17 protein-coding genes are annotated in these 20,429 nt (G+C 67.1%); 11 read left to right on the forward strand and 6 right to left on the reverse strand.

Annotated features, from left to right (window positions below; translation table 11 throughout):
- Position 1: 1 nt before the first annotated feature.
- The gene (locus ACOYR4_RS20635) at positions 2-481 is read right to left on the reverse strand and encodes a NuoB/complex I 20 kDa subunit family protein (RefSeq protein WP_209820560.1); all 480 of its coding nucleotides are present in this window, start codon (positions 479-481) and stop codon (positions 2-4) included.
- Positions 482-1,290: 809 nt separating this feature from the next.
- On the opposite strand from ACOYR4_RS20635, the gene priA reads away from it, so the two are divergent.
- Complete coding sequence (gene priA / locus ACOYR4_RS20640) at positions 1,291-3,423, forward strand: replication restart helicase PriA (RefSeq protein ID WP_422849692.1); 2,133 nt, start codon at positions 1,291-1,293, stop codon at positions 3,421-3,423.
- A 96-nt stretch (positions 3,424-3,519) separates the two neighbouring features.
- Here the strand turns inward: priA and ACOYR4_RS20645 are convergent, their stop codons facing one another.
- Complete coding sequence (locus ACOYR4_RS20645) at positions 3,520-5,481, reverse strand: gamma-glutamyltransferase family protein (RefSeq protein WP_110961833.1); 1,962 nt, start codon at positions 5,479-5,481, stop codon at positions 3,520-3,522.
- Positions 5,482-5,817: 336 nt separating this feature from the next.
- On the opposite strand from ACOYR4_RS20645, the gene ACOYR4_RS20650 reads away from it, so the two are divergent.
- Positions 5,818-6,099, forward strand: coding sequence for a cupin domain-containing protein (locus ACOYR4_RS20650; RefSeq protein ID WP_422847889.1), 282 nt, complete (start codon positions 5,818-5,820; stop codon positions 6,097-6,099).
- Between the two features lie 28 nt (positions 6,100-6,127).
- On the opposite strand, the gene ACOYR4_RS20655 is transcribed toward ACOYR4_RS20650, so the two are convergent.
- Both ACOYR4_RS20655 and ACOYR4_RS20660 read right to left on the reverse strand, forming a co-directional pair.
- Positions 6,128-7,081 carry an AEC family transporter gene (locus ACOYR4_RS20655; protein ID WP_110961831.1) on the reverse strand — a complete coding sequence of 318 codons (954 nt, stop codon included), beginning with the start codon at positions 7,079-7,081 and terminating at the stop codon, positions 6,128-6,130.
- A 111-nt stretch (positions 7,082-7,192) separates the two neighbouring features.
- Positions 7,193-8,482: an ABC transporter substrate-binding protein gene (locus tag ACOYR4_RS20660; RefSeq protein WP_343735636.1), complete on the reverse strand. Its 1,290-nt coding sequence runs from the start codon at positions 8,480-8,482 to the stop codon at positions 7,193-7,195.
- A 314-nt stretch (positions 8,483-8,796) separates the two neighbouring features.
- Between ACOYR4_RS20660 and ACOYR4_RS20665 the strand changes: the two genes are divergently transcribed.
- The 4 genes from ACOYR4_RS20665 (at position 8,797) to ACOYR4_RS20680 (ending at position 13,430) form a co-directional block, all read left to right on the forward strand.
- Positions 8,797-10,896 carry an ATP-dependent helicase gene (locus ACOYR4_RS20665; protein ID WP_422847890.1) on the forward strand — a complete coding sequence of 700 codons (2,100 nt, stop codon included), beginning with the start codon at positions 8,797-8,799 and terminating at the stop codon, positions 10,894-10,896.
- A gap of 180 nt (positions 10,897-11,076) precedes the next feature.
- Positions 11,077-11,430, forward strand: a complete 354-nt coding sequence (locus ACOYR4_RS20670; protein ID WP_238990895.1) for a hypothetical protein — start codon at positions 11,077-11,079, stop codon at positions 11,428-11,430.
- Positions 11,427-12,656: a phospholipase A gene (locus ACOYR4_RS20675; protein WP_422847891.1), complete on the forward strand. Its 1,230-nt coding sequence runs from the start codon at positions 11,427-11,429 to the stop codon at positions 12,654-12,656. Before ACOYR4_RS20670 ends, ACOYR4_RS20675 begins: the two co-directional genes overlap by 4 nt.
- A gap of 384 nt (positions 12,657-13,040) precedes the next feature.
- A complete protein-coding gene (locus ACOYR4_RS20680; protein WP_422847892.1) occupies positions 13,041-13,430 on the forward strand; it encodes a hypothetical protein in 390 nt (129 codons plus the stop codon).
- Between the two features lie 84 nt (positions 13,431-13,514).
- On the opposite strand, the gene ACOYR4_RS20685 is transcribed toward ACOYR4_RS20680, so the two are convergent.
- The gene (locus ACOYR4_RS20685) at positions 13,515-13,994 is read right to left on the reverse strand and encodes a universal stress protein (RefSeq protein ID WP_422847893.1); all 480 of its coding nucleotides are present in this window, start codon (positions 13,992-13,994) and stop codon (positions 13,515-13,517) included.
- Between the two features lie 123 nt (positions 13,995-14,117).
- Here ACOYR4_RS20685 and tgt point away from each other — a divergent pair, with 123 nt between their 5' ends.
- The 5 genes from tgt to ACOYR4_RS20710 all read left to right on the forward strand — a co-directional run bounded on the left by tgt (position 14,118) and on the right by ACOYR4_RS20710 (position 19,241).
- Positions 14,118-15,290, forward strand: a complete 1,173-nt coding sequence (gene tgt / locus ACOYR4_RS20690; protein WP_422847894.1) for a tRNA guanosine(34) transglycosylase Tgt — start codon at positions 14,118-14,120, stop codon at positions 15,288-15,290.
- A gap of 252 nt (positions 15,291-15,542) precedes the next feature.
- Positions 15,543-15,881, forward strand: a complete 339-nt coding sequence (locus ACOYR4_RS20695) for a hypothetical protein (protein WP_422847895.1) — start codon at positions 15,543-15,545, stop codon at positions 15,879-15,881.
- A gap of 139 nt (positions 15,882-16,020) precedes the next feature.
- Positions 16,021-17,163, forward strand: coding sequence for a diguanylate cyclase (locus tag ACOYR4_RS20700; protein WP_422847896.1), 1,143 nt, complete (start codon positions 16,021-16,023; stop codon positions 17,161-17,163).
- 26 nt (positions 17,164-17,189) lie between these two features.
- Positions 17,190-17,759: a PAS and helix-turn-helix domain-containing protein gene (locus ACOYR4_RS20705; protein WP_121941150.1), complete on the forward strand. Its 570-nt coding sequence runs from the start codon at positions 17,190-17,192 to the stop codon at positions 17,757-17,759.
- A 126-nt stretch (positions 17,760-17,885) separates the two neighbouring features.
- Positions 17,886-19,241 carry a diguanylate cyclase gene (locus tag ACOYR4_RS20710; protein WP_422847897.1) on the forward strand — a complete coding sequence of 452 codons (1,356 nt, stop codon included), beginning with the start codon at positions 17,886-17,888 and terminating at the stop codon, positions 19,239-19,241.
- A 34-nt stretch (positions 19,242-19,275) separates the two neighbouring features.
- Here ACOYR4_RS20710 and ACOYR4_RS20715 read toward each other — a convergent pair whose 3' ends face one another.
- A complete protein-coding gene (locus ACOYR4_RS20715) occupies positions 19,276-20,328 on the reverse strand; it encodes a serine endopeptidase (protein ID WP_422847898.1) in 1,053 nt (350 codons plus the stop codon).
- Between the last annotated feature and the right edge of the window lie 101 nt (positions 20,329-20,429).

Raw genomic sequence — 20,429 nt, forward strand, 5'->3', positions numbered from 1 at the left:
TTTAACGCTGGATCACCCGGGGCCGCTTGATCTTGGCCTGCAACTGCAGGATGCCGTAGAGCAGCGCCTCGGCTGTGGGCGGGCAGCCGGGCACATACACATCCACCGGCACGATGCGGTCGCAACCCCGCACCACCGAGTAGCTGTAGTGGTAGTAGCCACCGCCGTTGGCGCACGAGCCCATGGAGATCACATAGCGCGGCTCGGGCATCTGGTCGTAGACCTTGCGGATAGCGGGCGCCATCTTGTTGGTGAGGGTGCCGGCAACGATCATCAGGTCGCTGTGGCGCGGGCTGGAGCGCGGGATGATGCCGAAGCGGTCCAGGTCGTAGCGCGCCATGGCGGCGTGCATCATCTCGACCGCGCAGCACGCCAGGCCGAAGGTCATGAACCACAGGCTGTCCGTGCGCGCCGCTTGCACCACCTCGTCCAGCCGGGCCAGCACAAAACCGTCGCGCTCCGTGGTGGGCGCCTCTGTCATGGGGGAAGAAGAGTAAGTAGCCATGGCGGCATCGTCGCCACAAGCCGCTGCGCCGTCTTGAAGCAAAGCGACATGGAGCGCTGTGACACCCAGGACGCCAGAGACTCCGGGCCCTGCGACAATCCCCGGGCATTTCGTCGCAGATCCAGGGGCTCGGCCAGCGCACTTATGCACAAATATGGAGCATCCTCACGCCCGGCACGACGGCAGACTGCAACTTGCCAAAAAACCTTGCCAACGCACTAAGTCGTTGATTCATAAGGATTTAAATCCCCTGCTCTTTTGACAGGCAATCCAACCAAAGCACGATTTGACAAGGACTTGCGGGGCAAACCCAAGGGATATCAACAAAGTTATCCACAGGAATTCTGAATTTCTTACAAATACCCTGTCAAATCAACCACTTGCAGCCCAAACCGAAGAAATGCATGAACATCTGATGACGGCACTAGCACAAAAAGGGGGCTGCCTGTCCTCTTGACGAACCCATGCTGTCCGACTTATGCACACAAAACGTGATGCAGCGCAACATCGAGACGCCGAATGGGCTTAGCACAAAAATCGAGGCCAAATTTCTTCAGATGATTGATTCATAAGGATTTTTTTGGAGTGCCGCATTTCCGGGCAATCTGTTCGCAGCCAGTATTCATGCGGCTTGGGCGGGGGTTCAGGCGGGATGTCAACAAAGTTATCCACAGAAATCCGGGATTACTCACACACCCTCGGTAAATCAAGCACTTAGCCGCCAAAGCTCCAGATCACATCCACAACGCGCACTAAGCTCGCCAGCCACCCCATAGCCCGTGTCTATGCCCACCCACATCGTCCACGTTGCCCTGCAAACGCCCTCGCACAGCGGGGTCGGCGACCTGCTGAGCTACGCCAGTGAGCGCCCGCTCTCACCCGGAACGCTGGTGCGTGTGCCCCTGGGCACGCGCGAGGTGCTGGGCGTGGTGTGGGATGCCGACGAGGCCCCTGGCGAGCTGCCCGATGGCGCCACCCTGCGCCCCATCGCCGGCGTGCTGGAGGGTGTGGCGCCCCTGGATGCGCCGTGGCGCCGACTGGTGGGGTTTGCGGCGCGCTACTACCAGCGCGCCTTGGGCGAGGTGGCGCTGGCCGCCCTGCCCCCCCAGTTGCGCGACCTGCGCCCCGAGCAGTTGGCGCGGCGGCTGCGGCGCCCGGCCAAGGGCGCTGGAGACGCCTCAGGCACTATTGAAAACATAGCACTCACCGCAGAGCAGGAAAGCGCCAGGGCCCGAATTTCTGCAGAAAAAGGACCCTTCCTGCTGTTTGGCAGCACGGGCAGCGGCAAGACCGAGGTGTACCTGCGCTGCGTGCAGGAGATGCTGGAGGCCGACCCCACCGCCCAGGCGCTGGTGATGGTGCCCGAGATCAACCTCACGCCCCAGCTGGAGGAGCGGTTTGCAGGCCGCTTTGCGCCGCGCTTCGGCCCCGGCGCCGTGGTGTCGCTGCACAGCGGCATGACGAACCCGCAACGCCTGGCCAGCTGGCTGGCCGCCCATGGCGGCAGCGCACGCATCGTGCTGGGCACGCGCATGGCGGTGTTCGCCAGCCTGCCGGGGCTGAGGCTCATCGTGGTCGATGAGGAGCACGACCCCAGCTACAAGCAGCAAGAAGGCGCGCGCTACTCCGCCCGCGACCTGGCCATCTGGCGCGGACGCGAGCAGGGCGCGAAGGTGATCCTGGGCTCGGCCACCCCGTCGCTGGAGAGCTGGCACGCCAGCCGCCCGCCCACGGCCGAGGACCCCGAGGGCGGCCGCTACGTGCGCCTGCACATGCCCAGCCGCATCGGCGCCGGAGCCCTGGCCCGCGTGCGCCGGGTGGACATGAACCAGCAGCCCCGCCGCACCGTGTTCAGCGCGCCGCTGCTGCAGGCCATCACCGAACGCGTGGCGCGCGGCGAGCAGAGCATGATCCTGCTGAACCGCCGGGGCTACGCGCCCGTGCTGCACTGCGTGGACTGCGGCTGGAAGAGCGACTGCCCGCACTGCAGCGCGCACCAGGTGTTCCACAAGACCGACCGCACCCTGCGCTGCCACCACTGCGGCTACACGGTGCGCGTGCCGTTTCACTGCCCGACCTGCGGCAGCCCCGACATCCACCCCATGGGCAAGGGCACCGAGCAGCTGGAGGAGCAGCTGGGCACGCTGCTGCGGGAGGTGCTGCGGCCCGACCGCACGCCCGCCCGCATCGCCCGCATCGACGCTGACACCACCAAGGCCAAGGGCGCGCTGGAGGCGCAGCTGGCACAGGTGCATTCGGGCGAGGTGGATGTGCTGGTGGGCACGCAGATGATCGCTAAGGGGCACGATTTCCGGCGCATCACGCTGGTGGCTGCGGTGCAGCCCGATGGCGCACTCTTCAGCAGCGACTTCCGCGCCGCCGAGCGGCTGTTTGCCCTGCTGATGCAGGCTGCAGGCCGCGCCGGGCGCGACGCTGTCTACATGGCCGCCCAAGCGGTGCACGGCACGCAGCCCGAAATGTGGGTGCAGAGCTTTCACCCCCAGCACGCCGTGTTCGAGGCGCTGCGCAAGCACGACTACGAGGCCTTCGCCGCCCAGCAGCTCAAGGAGCGCGAAGAGGCGGCCATGCCCCCGTTCTCGTACCAGGCGCTGGTGCGGGCCGATGCGCGCACGCAGGAGGTGGCGCAGGGCTTTCTGACCGCGGCCACCGCCGCCGCCCACGCCGCGCAGTTGCCCGGTTTGCCCGACGGCACGGTGATCCTGTTCCCGCCAGTGCCGCTCACGATCCAGCGCGTTGCCAATGTGGAGCGCGCCCAGATGCTGATGGAGAGCAGCAGCCGCGCCACCCTGCAGCGCTTTCTGGCCGCATGGCAGCCGATATTGCAAGCCACGCGCAGCCAGCCGGAGCACAAGGGGTTGATCCGCTGGCTGGTGGACGTGGACCCACTAGCCATCTAAGTCCGCCCGGCAGGCCCACACAGCGGCCTCAATACAAAGCAACGGGGGCTGCGCTTTTCAACGCAGCCCCCGTCTCGTCAGAGCGTGGTTCGCCGGTTACAGCGCGCCGTCACCCAGCACGATGCCTTCACGGCGGGGGTCCACCCCGCCTTCCAGTCGGGTCTGGCCGTTGCGGTTGACCCGCATGATGGTGGACACGCCGCTCGACTGCGCGGCGTTGTTCACCGTGTGGCCCTTGGCCTTGAGGCCGTCGATCAGCCCGGTGAGGTCCAGCGCCGTGTTGGCGCCGTCCACGTTGGTGGTGGGGCTGTTGGTGGCGCCAAAGTTCACCAGCGACGTGGCTTGCTGGGCATCGAGGTTCCAGTCCACCGCGCCGACCACGGTCTTGAGCACGTACTGGATGATGGTGCCGCCGCCGGGCGAGCCCGTGGCCATCACGAAATCACCCGGCTCCGTGCCCTTGAACACCAGCGTGGGCGCCATGGTGCTGCGGGGGCGCTTGCCGGGCGCCACGCGGTTGGCAATGGGCACACCGGCGCCGTCAGCCGGCTGGGCCGAGAAGTCGGTGAGCTGGTTGGTCAGCAGGAAGCCGCCCACCATGTGGAACGAGCCCATGCTGGACTCGACCGTGGAGGTCATCGACACCACGTTGCCGTAGGCGTCCACGATGGAGAAGTGCGTCGTGCCGCGCTCCACCGTCTTGTCCACGCCCAGAGGCACATCGCCCAGCGCCCCTGCCGACGCCGTTCCCAGCGACTTGCCGTCCGGCTGGATCAGTGCCGCGCGCTGCTTGAGGTAGGCCTTGTCCAGCATGGTGGACACGCCCTTGCCGGGCAGCGGGATGAAGTCGGTGTCGGCCACGTACTTGTCGCGGTCGGCATAAGCCAGGCGCTCTGCCTCGGACACCAGGTGCACGCCCATCACGCTCGGTACGCCGCCTTCGTTGGTCGGGTTGGTGGGGCCGTATTTGGAAAGGTCGAAGTTCTCCAGAATGCCCAGCGCCTGCGCAATGGCAATACCGCCCGACGACGGTGGCGACATGGTGCAGACGTAGTAGCTTGCGCGGTAGGTGGTGCACACCGGTTCGCGCTTCTTGGCCTGGTAGTTCTTGAGGTCGTTCACCGTCATCAGGCTGGGGGTGATGGGCGTCTTGGCCGCATCGTCACCCACCGACTGGGCCGCCTTGGCCACGATCGCTTCGGCCAGAGGGCCGGAGTACAGGGCGTTGGCGCCGCCGCTGGCCAGCGTGCGCAGCGTCTGTGCATACGGCAGGTTGGTCGTCACGGTGCCGGTGGCCTTGGGTGTGCCGTCGGCATTGAAGAAGGCGGCGACCGCATTCGCGTCCAGCGCCAGGCTGGCGGCGTTGCCCTTGATGGCGTCGCCCATGCGGCCCGGAATGCGGTAGCCGTTGGTGGCCAGCTGGATGCCTTCGTCGAACAGCTTGTCCCAACCCAGCTTGCCGTGTTCCTTGTGGGCCATGTCCAGCATGCGCATCACGCCGGGCACGCCAATGGAGCGGCCGCTGCGCCGGGCGCTGGGCACGGGCGCGGGGGACGAGGCATCGCCCTGGTCCTGGCGCACCAGGTAGTAGCCGTTGGCGGCAGCAGGGGCGGTCTCGCGGCCGTCGTACGCCACGACCTTTTTGGTGTTGGCGTCGTAATACATCATGAAGGCGCTGCCCGCCAGAGTGCTGGACTGCGGCTCCACCAGGCCCAGCACGGCCTGCACGGCCACGGCAGCGTCCACCGCCGTGCCGCCGGCCTTGAGCACGTCACAGCCGGCCTTGGTGGCCAGCGGGGTGTTGGCCACCACCATGTATTTGCTCGATTGCTTGGCCTTGTAGCCCAGGCGGTAGCCCGATGCCGCCTCGGGCGCGGCCGGGTCGCCCGCCACGCCAGAGCCCACCACCACAGCCGATCCGGAGCTGGACACCACCGAGCAGCTCTGGGCATTGTTGTCCACGGCCAGGTCGTTGTCCGAGCCGCTGCCGCAACCCGACAGCACCAGCGCAACGGCCACGGGCGTGAGTGCCCACAGCGCAATATTCCTCTTCCTCATAGTGAATCTCCTGTTGTTGTCCGTTCGTGGGCATGGATTGACCACGTGGCATCGTCGGCGCAAAAAGCATGCCGTGTCGAATGTTTTTTCGTATCGTTTTCTCAAGGCAGCCATCTCAGGAAGGCAACGACAGGCAGGCCAAGGCGGCGGCATGGCAGCGGCACGGCCACATTGCCTGGGCGACGCCCACGCGCGATCCCCGCATGAAAATGAAAGCAAATCCGGCGGTATCGCTAGTGCATCATGCGCTGGCAGCTATCATTTTTGAGAGTCCGAGCCCCCACCCTGGCTTTGAGCCCGCACCTACACTGCCCCCGTACCGCAGCAGGAGACCCCATGACCCCCGAACAATTTGCAGACGAACTGGCCCGCGAGGGCTTCGAGCCCGCCGTCACCGTGACCCGCGAGGCCGGCGGCATGCTGGGCGACCACACGCACCCGTTCGAGGCCAAGGCGCTGATCCTGTCGGGCGATATCCGCATCGCCACGGCTACGTCAGAACGCGTGTACCAGGCGGGCGATGTCTTTCACCTGGCGGCCGAAGAGCCGCACTCGGAGTTCTACGGCATGCTGGGAGTGCAGTATCTGGTAGGGCGCAAGACACCCCCGGCGGCCTGACACCGCCGCACCGCAGCGGCCTGGCGGCTCAGGTCAGCAGCGCGACGGCGGCAGAGAAGCTCAAGAACGCCAGCGCGGTGGACACCAGGATGATGCGCGCCACCCGCCCGTTGTTGGCGCCAAACTTCTCGGCCAGCAGCGACACGTTGCTGGCGCTGGGCAAGGCCGCCAGCAGCACCATCACCGTGAGCGCAAACGGCGTGAGCGGCACCCCCAGTGCCATGGCCGCGGTACCTGCGCCCCACACCAGCAGCGGGTGCACCAGCAGCTTGGCCAGCGCCACCGGCACGTAGTCGCGCGCGGGCACCTGTTCGTGCTGGTTCATCTGCGAACGGGCCAGCACCGCGCCAATGGTGAACAGCGCGACGGGCGAGGCCGCGTCGGCCAGCATGGCGATGGTCTTGTCCACCGGGCCGGGCAGCTTGAACTGCAGCGCCGACGCCAGCGCTCCCAGGGCAATCGACCAGGGCATGGGGTTGGTGGCCATGCCCCTGAAGGCGTTCTTCAGCGCCACGCCCACGCCGTGGGTGCCTGCACCGTCCAGGCGCGACAGCGCAATGCACAGCGAGCTGGTAATGACCATGTCCACCACGATGGTGACGATGGCCGGGCCCGCACTCTGCGCGCCCAGGAGAGCCACCAGCAGCGGCACGCCCATGAAGCCGGTGTTGGGGAAGGCCGCAACGAGCGCCCCAAAGGCGGCATCGTTCCAGCCGATGCGCGCGTTGCGCGTGAGCGCCACCGTGGCCCCCACCATCACGAGCGCACACAGCACATAGACGCCCGCCACGGCCGGGTCCAGCAGTTGCCCTATGGGCGTGCTGGCGCCAAAGCGGTACAGCATGCAGGGCAGCGCAAAGTACAGCACGAAGGCGTTGAGCCCCGGGATGGCCGGCTGCGGCAGCACGCCGCGCCGTGCGGCAAGGTAGCCGCAGAGCACAAGCGCAAAGAAGGGAAAGGTGATGAGCAGGACGGACAGCACGGCCCGATTGTCCTTGTTGCGCCTGCGGCCAGGGCCTGCAGCCCACTAGGTGGTCAGCGCAAAGTCAGGTGGGTGGGCTCGCGGGTGGCGAGCGCAGGCACCCGCTTTTTGTTATTGCTTGCGCTGGATGATGAGGTTGCGCTTGGCATCCTCGGGGTAGGCAAAGGTGATGGCACCGTTCTTGACCATGCCCATGACCAGCATGTTGCGCGTGATCGCGTCCTTGTCCTGCGCGCTGAAGGGCTTGTCGTAGGTGGTGACCACGCCGTAGTAGGTCTTCATCTTGCCCTCCAGCGACTCCTTGATGGCCTTGCCGTTCAGGTTGCCGTCGCGGATGCCGAGGAACGAATACATCAGCAGATAGGTGGCGTCGTAGGCGTTGGCTGCTGCCATGGGCACGGCCACCTTGCCTTGGTACTTGCGGGTGTAGCTCGACAGGAACGATGCCCGGCGCTCGTTGCTGGGCTCGGCGATGAAGGTCTGCACCATGAGCGCGCCCTCGGCCGCGTCCTTGGCGCCTTCGAGGAAAAACGGGAAGGACAGCGGCCATGGCCCCACCTGCGGCACCTTCCAGCCAAGCGCCTTCTTGCCGTTGGCAATGGTGGCGTTCTCCGGCCCCACGGTGTAGCTGTAGACCACGTTGGCGCCCGCGTTGCGCGCCGCCGTCAGCTCGGCCGTCAGGTCCTTCACCCCCAGGTCAAAGCGCGCCACATGCACGGGTTTGAGGTTCTTGGCCGCCAGTGCGGCCACCACGTCGTTGTAGCCGCCTTCGCCATAGCCGGTCTTGTCGGCAAAGATGGCGACCTTGTCCCAGCCGCGTTTGACGATGTCGTCCACCAGGAAGGGCGCCTGGATCGCGTCGCGGGCCTGCACGCGGAAGATGTAGCTGTCGGGCGCGGGGTATTTGGCCGTGACGGCCGTGCCCGTGGAGCAGGGCACGATGAGCGGGCTCTTGGCGTCCTGGAACAGGTCGATGGCCTTGAGCGCCACGCCGGTGTTGCAAAAGCCAATGGTGGCGACCACTTTCTCATTAAGCAGCTCCTGCGACACCTTGCGGCCCTGGTCGGGGTCGGCCCTGTCGTCCTTGACGACCAGCTCCAGCGGGCGGCCCAGGTAACCGCCCACGGCATTGATCTCGTCCACCGCCAGCTTGATGCCATTGAGCATGGGCACGCCAAAGTCGGCCGACGGCCCGGTGAAAGGCCCCACCACACCGATGCGCACGGGGGCGTTGCCCCCCACCTGCGCGTGCGCCACCCGTGGCAGCAGCGCCGCGCCCGCCAGCACACCGGCAGCCGCCAGTGCGGCACAGGCGGTCCATGCAGGCAGGGCCAACCTAAGGCGGCCCGCTGGGGGCGTGGCGGCGGTCAGAGCGATGGAAGGCGGGATCACAGGGTTCATGGCGGTGCTCGGTTCACAACACTCCCCTCCCGGTGGGGGAGGGACTCGCCAACCAGTATCAAATTGTGAAAACAAAGCCCCTAGCGGGGTTTCCCGGAGCACAGGGCCTGCCCCATGGGCTGCGGGGCGCCCCTGTCAGCCGACCGTCAGGCACCGGTCGCGCGTGGGCGACCAGGGCATGCCGGGGGGTACGCCGGTATCATTGCGCCCTTGCGCTGCACTGTCCCTCGGCGTGCACCCCACGCCCGTGGCGCCCACCGCCACGCGCCTGTCCCGTTCCCCCTTCGCCTCTTTCTGCACGTTTCCTCTTCTCCATGTCTGCCGGTCTCAATCTCGCCCAGCTCCAGGCTGTTCACTACACCGACGGGGCCTGCCTCGTCCTGGCAGGGGCTGGCTCGGGCAAGACGCGGGTGATCACCATGAAGATCGCCCACATGATCGAAAAAGGGATGGACCCCAAGCGCATCGCGGCCATCACCTTCACGAACAAGGCGGCGTCTGAAATGCGCGAACGCGCCGGGCACCTGATTGGCAAGCGGGCCAAGGATGTGCTGATCTGCACCTTCCACGCGCTGGGCGTGCGCATGGTGCGTGAGGACGGGCATGTGCTGGGCCTCAAGCCCCAGTTCAGCATCCTGGACGCCGACGATGTGACGGGCATCCTGAAGGAAGCCTCGGGCGGCACCACCGACATGGCCACGGCGCGCCAATGGCAGTGGGTGATCAGCAAGTGGAAGAACATGGGCCTGACCTCGGAGCAGGCGCTGGCTCAGGCGGCGGACGACAACGAACGCATCATCGCCACGCTGATGGCGCGCTATGAAGAGCGCCTGGCGGCCTACCAGAGCGTGGACTTTGACGACCTGATCGGCATGCCGCTGCGCTTGCTGCGCGACTTCCCCGAAGTGCGTGCCAAGTGGCAGGCAGCCCTGGGCCATGTGCTGGTGGACGAGTACCAGGACACCAATGCCACGCAGTACGAACTGCTCAAGCTGCTGGTGGGCGAAAAGGGGCACTTCACCGCCGTGGGCGACGATGACCAGTCCATCTACGGCTGGCGTGGCGCCACGCTGGACAACCTCAAGAAGTTGCCGGTGGACTACCCCCACCTCAAGGTCATCAAGCTGGAGCAGAACTACCGCTCCACCAGCGCCATCCTGCGCGCCGCCAACAACGTGATCGGCCCCAACCCCAAGCTGTTTCCCAAGACGCTGTTCAGCGAATTGGGCGAGGGCGAACCGGTGCGCGTGGTCGATGCCGACAACGAGGAGCACGAAGCCGAGCGCGCCGTAGCCCGCATCCAGAGCCTGCGCGCCGCCAGCAACCCGCCGCCGGACTGGAAGAGCTTCGCCATCCTGTACCGCGCCAACCACCAGGCCAAGCCGTTTGAAAAGGCGCTGCGCAAGGCCAACATCCCCTACAAGGTCTCGGGCGGCACCAGCTTTTTTGACCGGGCGGAAATCAAGGACCTGTGCGCCTGGTTCCGCCTCTGGATCAACAACGACGACGACCCGGCGTTTTTGCGCGCCATCACCACGCCCAAGCGTGGCATCGGCCACACCACGCTGGCATCACTGGGGGCCTTTGCCACCCAGCACAAGCAAAGCATGTTCGGCGCGCTGTTCAACGGCATGCTGCCTGCCGCTGTGCCCAAGCGCGCCATGGACGGCCTGCACGAGTTTGGCCGCTACATCAATTACCTGGAGTACAGCGCCCGCCGCACCCATGGCGCCGAAGAGGCACGCGCCTTTTTGAACGAATGGCTCAAGGAAATTGGCTACGAGCAGCACCTGTACGACAACGAAGACAGCGAAAAAGTGGCGGCCGCCCGCTGGAGCAACGTGATGGAGTTCTGCGACTGGATGGCCCAGCGCGCTGGCGGGCAGATCGACGACACCGCTGGCGCCGTGGTGGCCAAGGAGACCAAGAGCCTGCTGGAGGTGTCGCAGACCATTGCACTGCTGTCCACCATCAGCGAGCGCGAGCAGGAGCAGGACATGGTCACGCTCTCCACCCTGCACGCCAGCAAGGGGCTGGAGTGGCCCCACGTGGTGCTGGTGGGCGTGACCGAAGGCATGCTGCCCTTCAAGCTCGATGACGACGAAGGCCGCCAGCAGAAGGTGACCGACGACGTGCTGCAGCGCCTGCAGGAAGAGCGCCGCCTGATGTACGTGGGCATCACCCGCGCCCAGCGCACATTGGCCGTGAGCTGGACCAAGCGCCGCAAAAAAGGGCGCGAAATGGTAGCCGCACAACCGAGCCGCTTCATTGCCGAAATGGGCCTGGACAAAACCACCGCCCGCGAAGACCCGCGCGAAAAGCTCAAGGCCCTGCGTGCCGAGTTTGCGGCCAAAGCCCAGGCTACCACGGCGGCCAACGCCGCTGCGGCCGCCAACCCGGCGCCCACCGCCTGAGAGCGCACACGCACCATGGCAAAACACCCCAGCACGTATCCCCATCCATGCTCGGCCCTGCCTCGTGGCCGCAGCGCCTGGACCATTGCTGCGCTTTTGATAGCTATCAGCGCTTGTCCTACAAGCGCCATCGGCCAAAGAGGCCCACAATCCACCGCGGCATGCCCAACGGCGGCAGACATGGACCACCAACACCTGCAGGGCCAATGGCGCGCCGAGCTGCAGGCCCCTGCGCCGGGAGACCAGCCCACCACGGCCACGCTGCAACTGGGCCCGCACCCCGAGCTGGCACAGAGCGTGCGTGGCACCGTGGTGCGCGGCGGCACCACGGCCCAGGTCAGTGGTGACGTCGATGGCGGCGATCTGACCCTGGAAGAATCGATCAACGGCACCAACATCAGCGCCACCTGGACAGGCCAGGTGGTCGATGGAAGTTGCGGCAAGGAAATACGCGGAACATGGAACAACGCCCACCCCACCCCCACCACGCCGTCGGCACCGTTTGTGCTGCGCAAACAGGCGGCCTGGCAATGAGTGCCATAACGCACGTGCCCGCTGCGCCCCATCGGCACCGCTCTCTGGCCCTGCTGCTGGCGGCCGCCCTGGCCCCGGCCGGCGCGGCGCTGGCGCAATCAACCCCAGCCACTAGCGCTGCGGCGGGGACCGACGCCGCCCTGCGCCGCTGCACCGCCCTGTCCAGCGACAACCAGGCGCGCCTGGCCTGCTTTGATGCCTGGGCGGCCGAGCAGGCGCAGGCGGCTCCTGCGGGTGGGCAGGCGTGGCAAGCCCCCGCGGCATCAGCCAACGCCAGCGGCGCAACGTCTTCGTCGGCCGTGCCGCCCCCGGTGGACGCCACGCTGCCCGCCACGCGCATCATCGACGTGGCGCGCACCGAAGGCTGCCGCGACCCACAGTACAGCGACCTCTCCCGCTTCTGGGAGCTGGAGACGGGCACGGACTGCGGCACGTTCAGCTTCCGCGGCTACCGCCCGATCACGGTGTCGGTGGTGGCATCTAGCAGCGTGAACCGCCAGCCCACATCGGATGCCGACGGCAACTCGGCCACCGACTCCACGCCGTACCGCCGCACTGAAAACCGCATCCAGCTGTCCGTGCGCACCAAGATTGCCCAGGGCATGCTGACCCAGGGCCACCCCACGCTCAAGGACTCGCTGTGGTTTGGCTACACGCAGCAGTCGTACTGGCAGCTGTTCACGCCCGAGATCTCGCGCCCCTTCCGCGCTACCGACCACGAGCCCGAGCTGATGTACGTGTACCCCACCACGGCGCAACTGCCGTTTGGCTGGAAGTGGCGCTACAGCGGCATCGGCTTGGTGCACCAGTCCAACGGCCAGAGCAAACCCCTGTCGCGCAGCTGGAACCGCGCGTACCTCATGACCGGCATCGAGCTGGACAACCGCTTCAGCGTGAACGCCCGCATTTGGAAGCGCATCCCCGAAAGCGCGGGCAGCGACGACAACCCGGGCATCAGCGACTACATCGGCCGGGGCGAGCTGTCGCTGCTGTGGAACGTGAACAAGGACAACACCCTGGGCGCCACCGTGCGCCACACGCTGGCCAGCAGCGACCGGGGCTCGGTGCGCGTGGAGTGGCTGCAGGCCCTGGGTACCGGCCTGTTTGGCAGCAAGAGCAACCTGCGCCTGCACACCTCGCTGTTCAGCGGCTATGGCGACAGCATGATCGACTACAACCGCAAGCGCACGGTGTTCAGCGTGGGGTTGAGTCTGGTGGATTTTTAGCAGAGACATCCCCCTGAGGCGCTGCGCGCCTTCCCCCTTCTCTCGAATGGCTGCGCCATTCGGGAAGGGGGACGCAGCCCTCGCTGCGGGGCGGCCCTTGCTTGGCTGCACTAGCCTAGGCAGTGCCAGTTGCGTACGCCTCTCCCAATAGAACGGCCGGGCGCAGCCTTGGGCCAGACACGCCAAACTTCCCCGCACACAACTCGTTACGACATCGTCCTCAAGTTTCTCCGGATGACGCCGACGCGCGGCCACAATGGCACGCGCACAGAAACCGGCGTGGCCCCCAGTGAGAGGCGTTCAAAAAGAGCCCCTTTCCCACCGTTTTACCTGCCATTGCCTGCAGCGTGCCCCTCGACAATGCCGACAAAGAGGAACACACCCATGGACATGCAATACCAGCTCAAGGCAGGCAGCTACTACCTGTATGACATGCGCGAGGCGCCCAGCGCCGTCACGGGTGAACGCCGCTTCAAGCTCAAGACCGACACCGTGGCCATTGCGTTCGACAAGCACACGGGCGAGGTGCACCAGCATGGCAGCCCCACGCGCATCCAGTCGTGGGCCAACAACACGCGCCGCCGCCTGCGCGCGGCCGGGGCGCAGGACGTGGCCAACGACATCGTGGTGGTGTCGGGTCCGCTGCCCGTGGATGAACTCAACAAATGCCTGTGGGTGCGCGGGTATGTGCGCCGCATGTTCTCGCGCCTGGCCACCCTGCCCCATGGCAAGCTGCAGCGCCCGGCGGCCGAGCCGTTCCGCAAGGCGGTCTGAGCCCGACGCCTTTTCATCCCGTTCCCCCTCAGGGCCGCGCACAGCGGCCCTGGTCGTTTTGGGGGGCCGAAACGCTTCGGGGCCTCAGACCTCGGCGTCTTCGGCAATGTCGCTGTCCGCGCCCTCCAGCACCTCAGCATGTTTGACGATGGTCACCGGCACGGGGCTGGCGTGCGCCACCTCGTGCGACACGGAACCCAGCAGCGCACTGGTGATGGCGCCCTGGCCTTTGGCGCCGATGATGACCATGTCGCAGCCCGAGCGCTCGATCATGTCCACCAGCGTGTGCGCCACATCGCCCACGCCCACATCGGTCTCGTAGGCCACCCCGGCGGCATCGAGCAGCGCGCGCGCCGGGGCCATCAGGTGCTCGCCCGCCTCCAGGCTGGCGGCGGCGATCAGGTCGGGGTCGCGCGTGGTGACCAGCTCGTACAGCGTGGCGGGCTCCTGCACATTGGCCAGCACCATGGTGGCCTGCAGGCCCTGGCGCACCAGGGTCAGCGCGTGGTGCACGCCGTCCAGGGAGAGTTCAGAGCCATCCACTGCGATGAGGATCTTGAGCATGGTGTTCTCCTTGAGTGAGTCAGTGCAGACCAGTGTAGCCACGCCATCGTCCAGCGCCAGCCTATGCCCTTGCGCCATGTCAGGCAGGGCGCTTTCAGCCTGTCTGGGACAATGCGGCCCATCATGCTGCAGTTCGAACTCCTCAAAACCGACCCATCCAGCCACGCACGCCGTGGCCAGCTCACGCTCAACCATGGCGTGGTGCAGACCCCCATCTTCATGCCTGTGGGCACCTATGGCACCGTCAAGGGCGTGATGCCGCGCAGCCTGCACGACATGGGCGCGCAAATCATCCTGGGCAACACCTTCCACCTGTGGATGCGCCCAGGGCTCGACGTGATGCAGAGCTTTGGCGGCTTGCACGGCTTTGAAAAGTGGGACAAGCCCATCCTCACCGACTCGGGCGGCTTCCAGGTCTGGAGCCTAGGCGCCATGCGCAAGATCACCGAAGAAGGCGTGACCTTTGCCAGCCCCGTCAACGGCGACAAGCTCTTCATGTCGCCCGAGGTGAGCATGCAGATCCAGACCACGCTCAACTCCGACATCGTGATGCAGCTCGACGAGTGCACACCGTACGAGACCAAGGGCCACAAGACCACCGAGGCCGAGGCGCGCAAGAGCATGGAAATGAGCTTGCGCTGGGCCAAACGCAGCCAGGACGAGTTCCACCGGCTAAACAACCCCAACGCGCTCTTCGGCATCGTGCAGGGCGGCATGTACAAGAACCTGCGCCAGGAGTCGCTGGAGCGCCTGGTCGAGATGGACTTCCCCGGCTATGCCGTGGGCGGCGTGAGCGTGGGCGAGCCCAAGGACGAGATGCTGGACATCATGGCCCACACGCCGCACCGCCTGCCCGCGCACAAGCCGCGCTATCTGATGGGCGTGGGCACGCCCGAGGACCTGGTGCAGGGCGTGGCCAACGGCGTAGACATGTTCGACTGCGTGATGCCCACCCGCAACGCGCGCAACGGCACCATGTTCACACGCTTTGGCGACCTGAAGATCCGCAACGCCCGCCACAAGGCCGACCACCAACCCATGGACACCAGCTGCACCTGCTACGCCTGCGCCGGCAGCTCCGGCGTGTCGTGGGACGACGGCGGGCGCGAAGGCTTCTCACGTGCCTACCTGCACCACCTGGACCGCTGCGGCGAGATGCTGGGCCCCATGCTCACCACCGTGCACAACCTGCACTACTACCTGAACCTGATGCGCGAGGTGCGCGAGTCGCTGGAGGCCGGCACCTTCGCCCAGTTCCGCGCACAGTTCAAGGCCGACCGGGCGCGCGGCGTGTGAGCGGCAGATTCGCCCTCCACCAGATTGCTATTTTTTACATAGCACGCCAGGCATGATCCACTAGCGCATCGGGCCAAAATCATTCCAAAACCCCTGCGCCATCTGCTGCACTGGCCTCTGCGGGCCCTCACGGGCCTGGGCAGCGGCCTGCTGGCGCTGCTGATCCTGTTCGAGGAATGGGGCTGGGAGCCTCTGCAGCGCCTGCTGGCGCGCATCGGCCGCTGGCCCGGCCTGCGCTGGATCGAAGGCTGGGTGCGCTCCCTGCCGCCCTGGGCTGCGGTGGCCTTGTTTGCGTTGCCTACGGCCTTGCTGCTGCCGATCAAGCTGCTGGCGCTCTGGGCCATCGGGCGCGGGCATGTGGTGCTGGGCATGCTCGTCATCGTGCTGGCCAAGGTGGTGGGCACGGCGGTGGTGGCGCGGCTGTTCACCCTCACGCAGCCTGCGCTCATGCAATTGCGCTGGTTTGCCTGGACCCACGCGCACTGGATGCAGCTCAAGCATGCCGTGCTGGAACGTGCCCGCGCCTCGTGGGCCTGGCGCGTGGCGCGGGTGATCCAGCTGCAGTGGAAGAAGCGGTGGCGCCAGCGCTGACGACCGCCCTTGGATTCCCCCCTGCGCCGCGCCGGCATCTAGCATCCGTCACCTGTCACTGCTTTCGGTCACCATACAGGGACTGGGCACTCCCGATCTGATCCGCCCCACTGCCACCACACCACCGCCACGCAGCGCCATGGGTTTACAGCTTGACCTCCCCACCGTCCTCTTGCTCTACAAGACCGCCCTGGTGGCCGGCGCGCTGAGCATCTTTCATGTCAGCCGGCATTCATGCCGTCCGCAGGGCCTGCGACCGCTGGCGGCGGCCTACCTGCTTTTGGCCGTCGGCGCCGAGCTGGCGGGCCAGGGCGAGTACCAAGTGCTGCCCCAGTGGCTGTGGACGCACACCAGCCTGCTGCTGGGCACGCTGGGCTATGCGCTGTTCTGGGCCAGTGTGCGGACCCTGAGCGGGCGCCGGCGGGTGCCCCTGCCGCTGCTGGTGGCAGTGCCGGGCGGCTGGCTGGCGCTGGGCATTGCCACGCAGTTTCCGCTCGACAACCTGCTGCGCGCGGGCGCCTTCCACCTGACGGCCGCGCTGGCGCTGGCGGCGGCCGCCTCTGAGATCTGGCGCGACCGCCACACCGAGCCCCTGCCCTCGCGCGGGTTGCTGGCCGGGCTGTTGCTGACCAGCGCCGGGCTGTTTGCACTGCAGCTGTTTCTCATCGCCACGCACGCCACCAGCCCTGTCGGTTTTGCCCGGGCGTTCTACGCACAGATGTTCTGCCACTTCGGCGTTGCACTCATGGTGTCGTCCTTGTCCAACGAGCGGGCCGAGGTGCGGCTGCAAAAGGTGGCCCAGACCGACACGCTCACCGGCATCGGCAACCGCCGCTGGCTCATGTCCATGCTGCCGGCGCAGCTGCCGGTGGGCAGCGCCATTGCACAGCTGGACCTCGACCATTTCAAGCACATCAACGACCGCTTTGGCCATGCAGCGGGCGACCGCGTGCTGCGCGCGGCGGCCGAGGCCCTGGGCGGCGAGTTGCGGGGGTCGGATCTGCTGGCCCGCTGGGGCGGTGAAGAGTTTCTGGTGTACCTGCCCGACGCCACGGCCGAGCACGCAGCGGCCGTGGCCCAGCGCCTGTGCCGCGCGGTGCAGAACATCCGACTCACCGAGGCCGGGGAGGGCATCTCTGTGACCATGAGCATCGGCATGGTCTGCGTGACCTCTGGCGACGGCAGCTGGGCCGAATGGCTGGCCGGGGCCGACCAGGCGCTGTACGACGCCAAACATGCAGGCCGCAACCGCGTGGTGGTGGCCGCAGGGCGCCGGGCCTGAGCCCGCCTGCCGCACAATCACGCCCCATGCCTGCCGCCCACCAAGCCCCTTTGAATGAAGCGCTGGAACTGGCCTTCAACCTCGCCCCCGTGGGCATGTGCGTCACGCGCGAGCGCCACATCGAGATCTGCAACGAAGCCTTTGCCCGCATGTTTGGCTATGAACAGGCCGAGCTGCTGGACCAGCCGCTGGCGCCGCTGTATCCGTCGCTGGACGAATTCACCCACACCGGCAACCTGGGCCTGCCCGCCATGATGGACACCGGCAGCTACAGCGACGAGCGCGTCATGCGCCGCCGCGACGGCACCCTGTTCTGGTGCCATGTGGTGGGCCGCGCGCTGGACCGCGCCCAACCCTTTGCGCGGGCAGTGTGGATGTTTGAAGACATCTCGCACCGCCGTGTGGTCAGTACGCCGCTCACGGTGCGCGAGCGCGAGGTGGCGCAGCACATCGTGACCGGCGCCACCAGCAAACAGATTGCACGCCACCTGAACATCAGCCACCGCACGGTGGAAGCCCACCGGGGGCGGATCATGCGCAAGCTGGGCGCCACCAGCACCGGCGAATTGGTGGCCCTGCTGCTGGGCATGCCCTGACACCGGGGACAATCGGGGCCCACACGCCCCTGCACTCCCCCACACGCCCCCTCGCACGCATCCGCTGCCCACATGCCGCCCACCCTGCCCCGCCTTTTTGCCCCTGCCCGGACCGTCCCCCCGCCTGTGGCCTGGGCAGGCCTGGCGCTGCTGATCTTTGCCGCCTGCCTGGTGGGCATCTTTGCGCGGCCCATCGGCTTTTTGTCGGCGTTCTGGCCGGCCAATGCACTGCTGCTGGGGCTGCTGGTGCGCTACCCGCATCTGGCGCGGCCGCCCGCCTGGGTGGCGGCCGCCGTGGGGTATGTGGCGGCCGACCTGGTCACCGGCAGTGCCTGGAGCATGGCCCTGTGGCTCAATGCCGCCAACCTGCTGGGCGCCACCGCCGGTTGGCTGGTGCTGCGGGGGCTGGACGAGCGCATCCTGCGGCTGCAGCGCACCGTGGCGGCGCTGTACCTGCTGCTGGCAGCACTGGCGGCCAGCGCGGTGGGTGCGCTGGCAGGCTGCGGCGCGGCACCGGTGTATTTCGACTCCCCGTGGACGGATCTGCTGTCGCTGTGGTTCAGCACCGAGCTGATGAACTACATGCTCATCGTGCCCGTGGTGCTGGCTGCGCCGCGCGCGGCAGATCCCCCATCGCACACCCAGGACACCCCCCTGTTCTGGCGCGTCGCACCTGTGAGTTCGCTGGTACTGGCCGAGGGCATCCGCACGCTCATCGGCGGGCCCGGCATGCTGGCTTTTGTCGTGCCCGGGTTGCTGTGGTGTGCGCTGAGCTATAGCGCCTTCACCTCCAGCCTGCTGTCGCTGGTGGTGTGCCTGTGGACCATGGCGGGCGTGGCCACGGGTGTGCTCAATTTCACGCCGGCCCACGCGGGCGATGTGTTCTCGCTGCGCGTGGGCGTCACGCTGCTGGCCCTGGGGCCCCTGGCCGTGGCCTGTGCCAGCGCGGCACGCGCCGAGGCCCTGCGCCGCCTGCACCATGCCGTGCGCCACGACGACCTGACGGGCGTGCTGGCCCGCCGCGCACTGCTCAAACAGGGCGATCGCCTGCTGGAGCGCTACCAGCGTGAATCCACCGGGCTGGCGGTGATGATGGTGGACGTGGACCACTTCAAGCAGGTGAACGACCAGCACGGACACGGCGCGGGCGACCGACTGCTGGTCAGCATTGCGCAGACCATGGCGCGCGCACTGCGCGCCGACGACGTGCTGGGCCGCATGGGGGGCGAAGAGTTTGCCGCCGTGCTGCCCGGCGTGTCCCCCACCGAGGCCCAGGCCATTGCCGAACGGGTGCGCAGCGCCGTGGAACGGCAGGCGCTGGACGCGACGCTGGGCGGCCCCCAGCGGGCCACCGTCAGCATCGGCCTGGTGCACAGCGCCACACTGGGCGCAGAGGCCGACATGGACACCCTGCTGCTGGCCGCCGACACGGCCCTGTACCGCGCAAAGGCCGAGGGGCGCAACCGGGTGATGGTGGGCTAGGTCAAGCCCCGCCCAGACCGCTACACGGTCTGTCCTACTCCTGCGCCAGCTTCACACCCGCCCCGGTGCCGCAGGCGTGGCAAAACCGTGCAAACGCGCTCTTGCGGGTGTTGCAGTGGCCGCAGTGGTCGAACAGGCCGATGCCGCAGTGCGGGCAAAAGTCGATCTTCTCGTTCTTCAGGTCCACGGGCCGCTCGCAGCCGGGGCACACGCTCTTGGCCAGGCGGGCCAGGGCCACGTCATAGCTCAGCTCCTTGCGGCGCTCCTGGTCGGGCAGGGCCTCGGCCAGCTTCTGGCGCTCCAGGTAGCGGTTGAGCGCCTGGATGGCGTAGCGCCCCACCACGGCCGTCACGGCAATGCCCACCACGTAGCGCACGTAGCCGCCGTAGCTGGGCAGGTAGGGCACCAGCTCCACAAAGAAGGCAAACAGCGCAAAGAAGATGAAGCCCCACACAAACGGCCAGTAGGTGCTCTTGCGCTTCTTGACGAACAGCCAGCCGGCGGCGGCCAGCAGCGGCAGCGTGAGGGCCAGGCGGTACAGGAACACGCGCAGCTCGACCTTGCGGCGCTCGGCCGCGAGCTTCACATAGCCGTCAGACTCCATCTGGTTGAGCTGCTCCTGCCGGGCGGCTGCCGCCTGCCGGGCATCGAGTGCGGCCTGCTGCTGCGTCTCCACCGCCTGCTGGGCCTTGCGCTCCACCAGCTTGAGGGCATCGAGCGCCTGGGTGCGCGCGATCACCTCGGGGTCCTGGTCGGCGCGCTGCGTGGCGCTGCGCGTGGACAGCCAGTTGTTGAAGCTCTCCCGCTCAGCCTGCACCTCGCTGCGCACCTTGCTGCGCTGCAGCTGGGCCTGCTCCAGCGCGGTCTGCGCGTCCTGCTCGGCCTGGCGCGCCGTTTTGACCTCGGCACGCAGCTTGTCGGCTGCGACTTTGTCCAGAAAGTCGTCCACCCGCAGCGGGGTCTCGACCTTGGGCAGATCGCCCACGATGGTGCCGCCCAGCCCGATGAGGAAGCTGGCAAACACCAGCGCCACCAGCCACAGGCCACGGCGGAACCATTTTTCGGACAGTCTCAAGGACTTGCTCATGTTCTTCTCCTCGGTGGCGCTGTGCGCCGGGTTGGGTGCGCGCGGTAGCGCACCGGCGAATGCTCTTCTTTTTATAGCTGCCAGCGCATGTATTGATTGCG

Origin of the sequence: Acidovorax sp. M14, assembly GCF_049331375.1 — a bacterium.
GTDB lineage: Bacteria > Pseudomonadota > Gammaproteobacteria > Burkholderiales > Burkholderiaceae_C > Acidovorax.

Bases quoted from the DNA above. Each gene is read 5' to 3' on its own strand.
- ACOYR4_RS20635 (WP_209820560.1), bottom strand. From the start codon at position 481: ATGACAGAGGCGCCCACCACGGAGCGCGACGGTTTTGTGCTGGCCCGG.
- priA (WP_422849692.1), top strand. From the start codon at position 1,291: ATGCCCACCCACATCGTCCACGTTGCCCTGCAAACGCCCTCGCACAGC.
- ACOYR4_RS20645 (WP_110961833.1), bottom strand. From the start codon at position 5,481: ATGAGGAAGAGGAATATTGCGCTGTGGGCACTCACGCCCGTGGCCGTT.
- ACOYR4_RS20650 (WP_422847889.1), top strand. From the start codon at position 5,818: ATGACCCCCGAACAATTTGCAGACGAACTGGCCCGCGAGGGCTTCGAG.
- ACOYR4_RS20660 (WP_343735636.1), bottom strand. From the start codon at position 8,482: ATGAACCCTGTGATCCCGCCTTCCATCGCTCTGACCGCCGCCACGCCC.
- ACOYR4_RS20665 (WP_422847890.1), top strand. From the start codon at position 8,797: ATGTCTGCCGGTCTCAATCTCGCCCAGCTCCAGGCTGTTCACTACACC.
- ACOYR4_RS20670 (WP_238990895.1), top strand. From the start codon at position 11,077: ATGGACCACCAACACCTGCAGGGCCAATGGCGCGCCGAGCTGCAGGCC.
- ACOYR4_RS20675 (WP_422847891.1), top strand. From the start codon at position 11,427: ATGAGTGCCATAACGCACGTGCCCGCTGCGCCCCATCGGCACCGCTCT.
- ACOYR4_RS20680 (WP_422847892.1), top strand. From the start codon at position 13,041: ATGGACATGCAATACCAGCTCAAGGCAGGCAGCTACTACCTGTATGAC.
- ACOYR4_RS20685 (WP_422847893.1), bottom strand. From the start codon at position 13,994: ATGCTCAAGATCCTCATCGCAGTGGATGGCTCTGAACTCTCCCTGGAC.
- tgt (WP_422847894.1), top strand. From the start codon at position 14,118: ATGCTGCAGTTCGAACTCCTCAAAACCGACCCATCCAGCCACGCACGC.
- ACOYR4_RS20700 (WP_422847896.1), top strand. From the start codon at position 16,021: ATGGGTTTACAGCTTGACCTCCCCACCGTCCTCTTGCTCTACAAGACC.
- ACOYR4_RS20705 (WP_121941150.1), top strand. From the start codon at position 17,190: ATGCCTGCCGCCCACCAAGCCCCTTTGAATGAAGCGCTGGAACTGGCC.
- ACOYR4_RS20715 (WP_422847898.1), bottom strand. From the start codon at position 20,328: ATGAGCAAGTCCTTGAGACTGTCCGAAAAATGGTTCCGCCGTGGCCTG.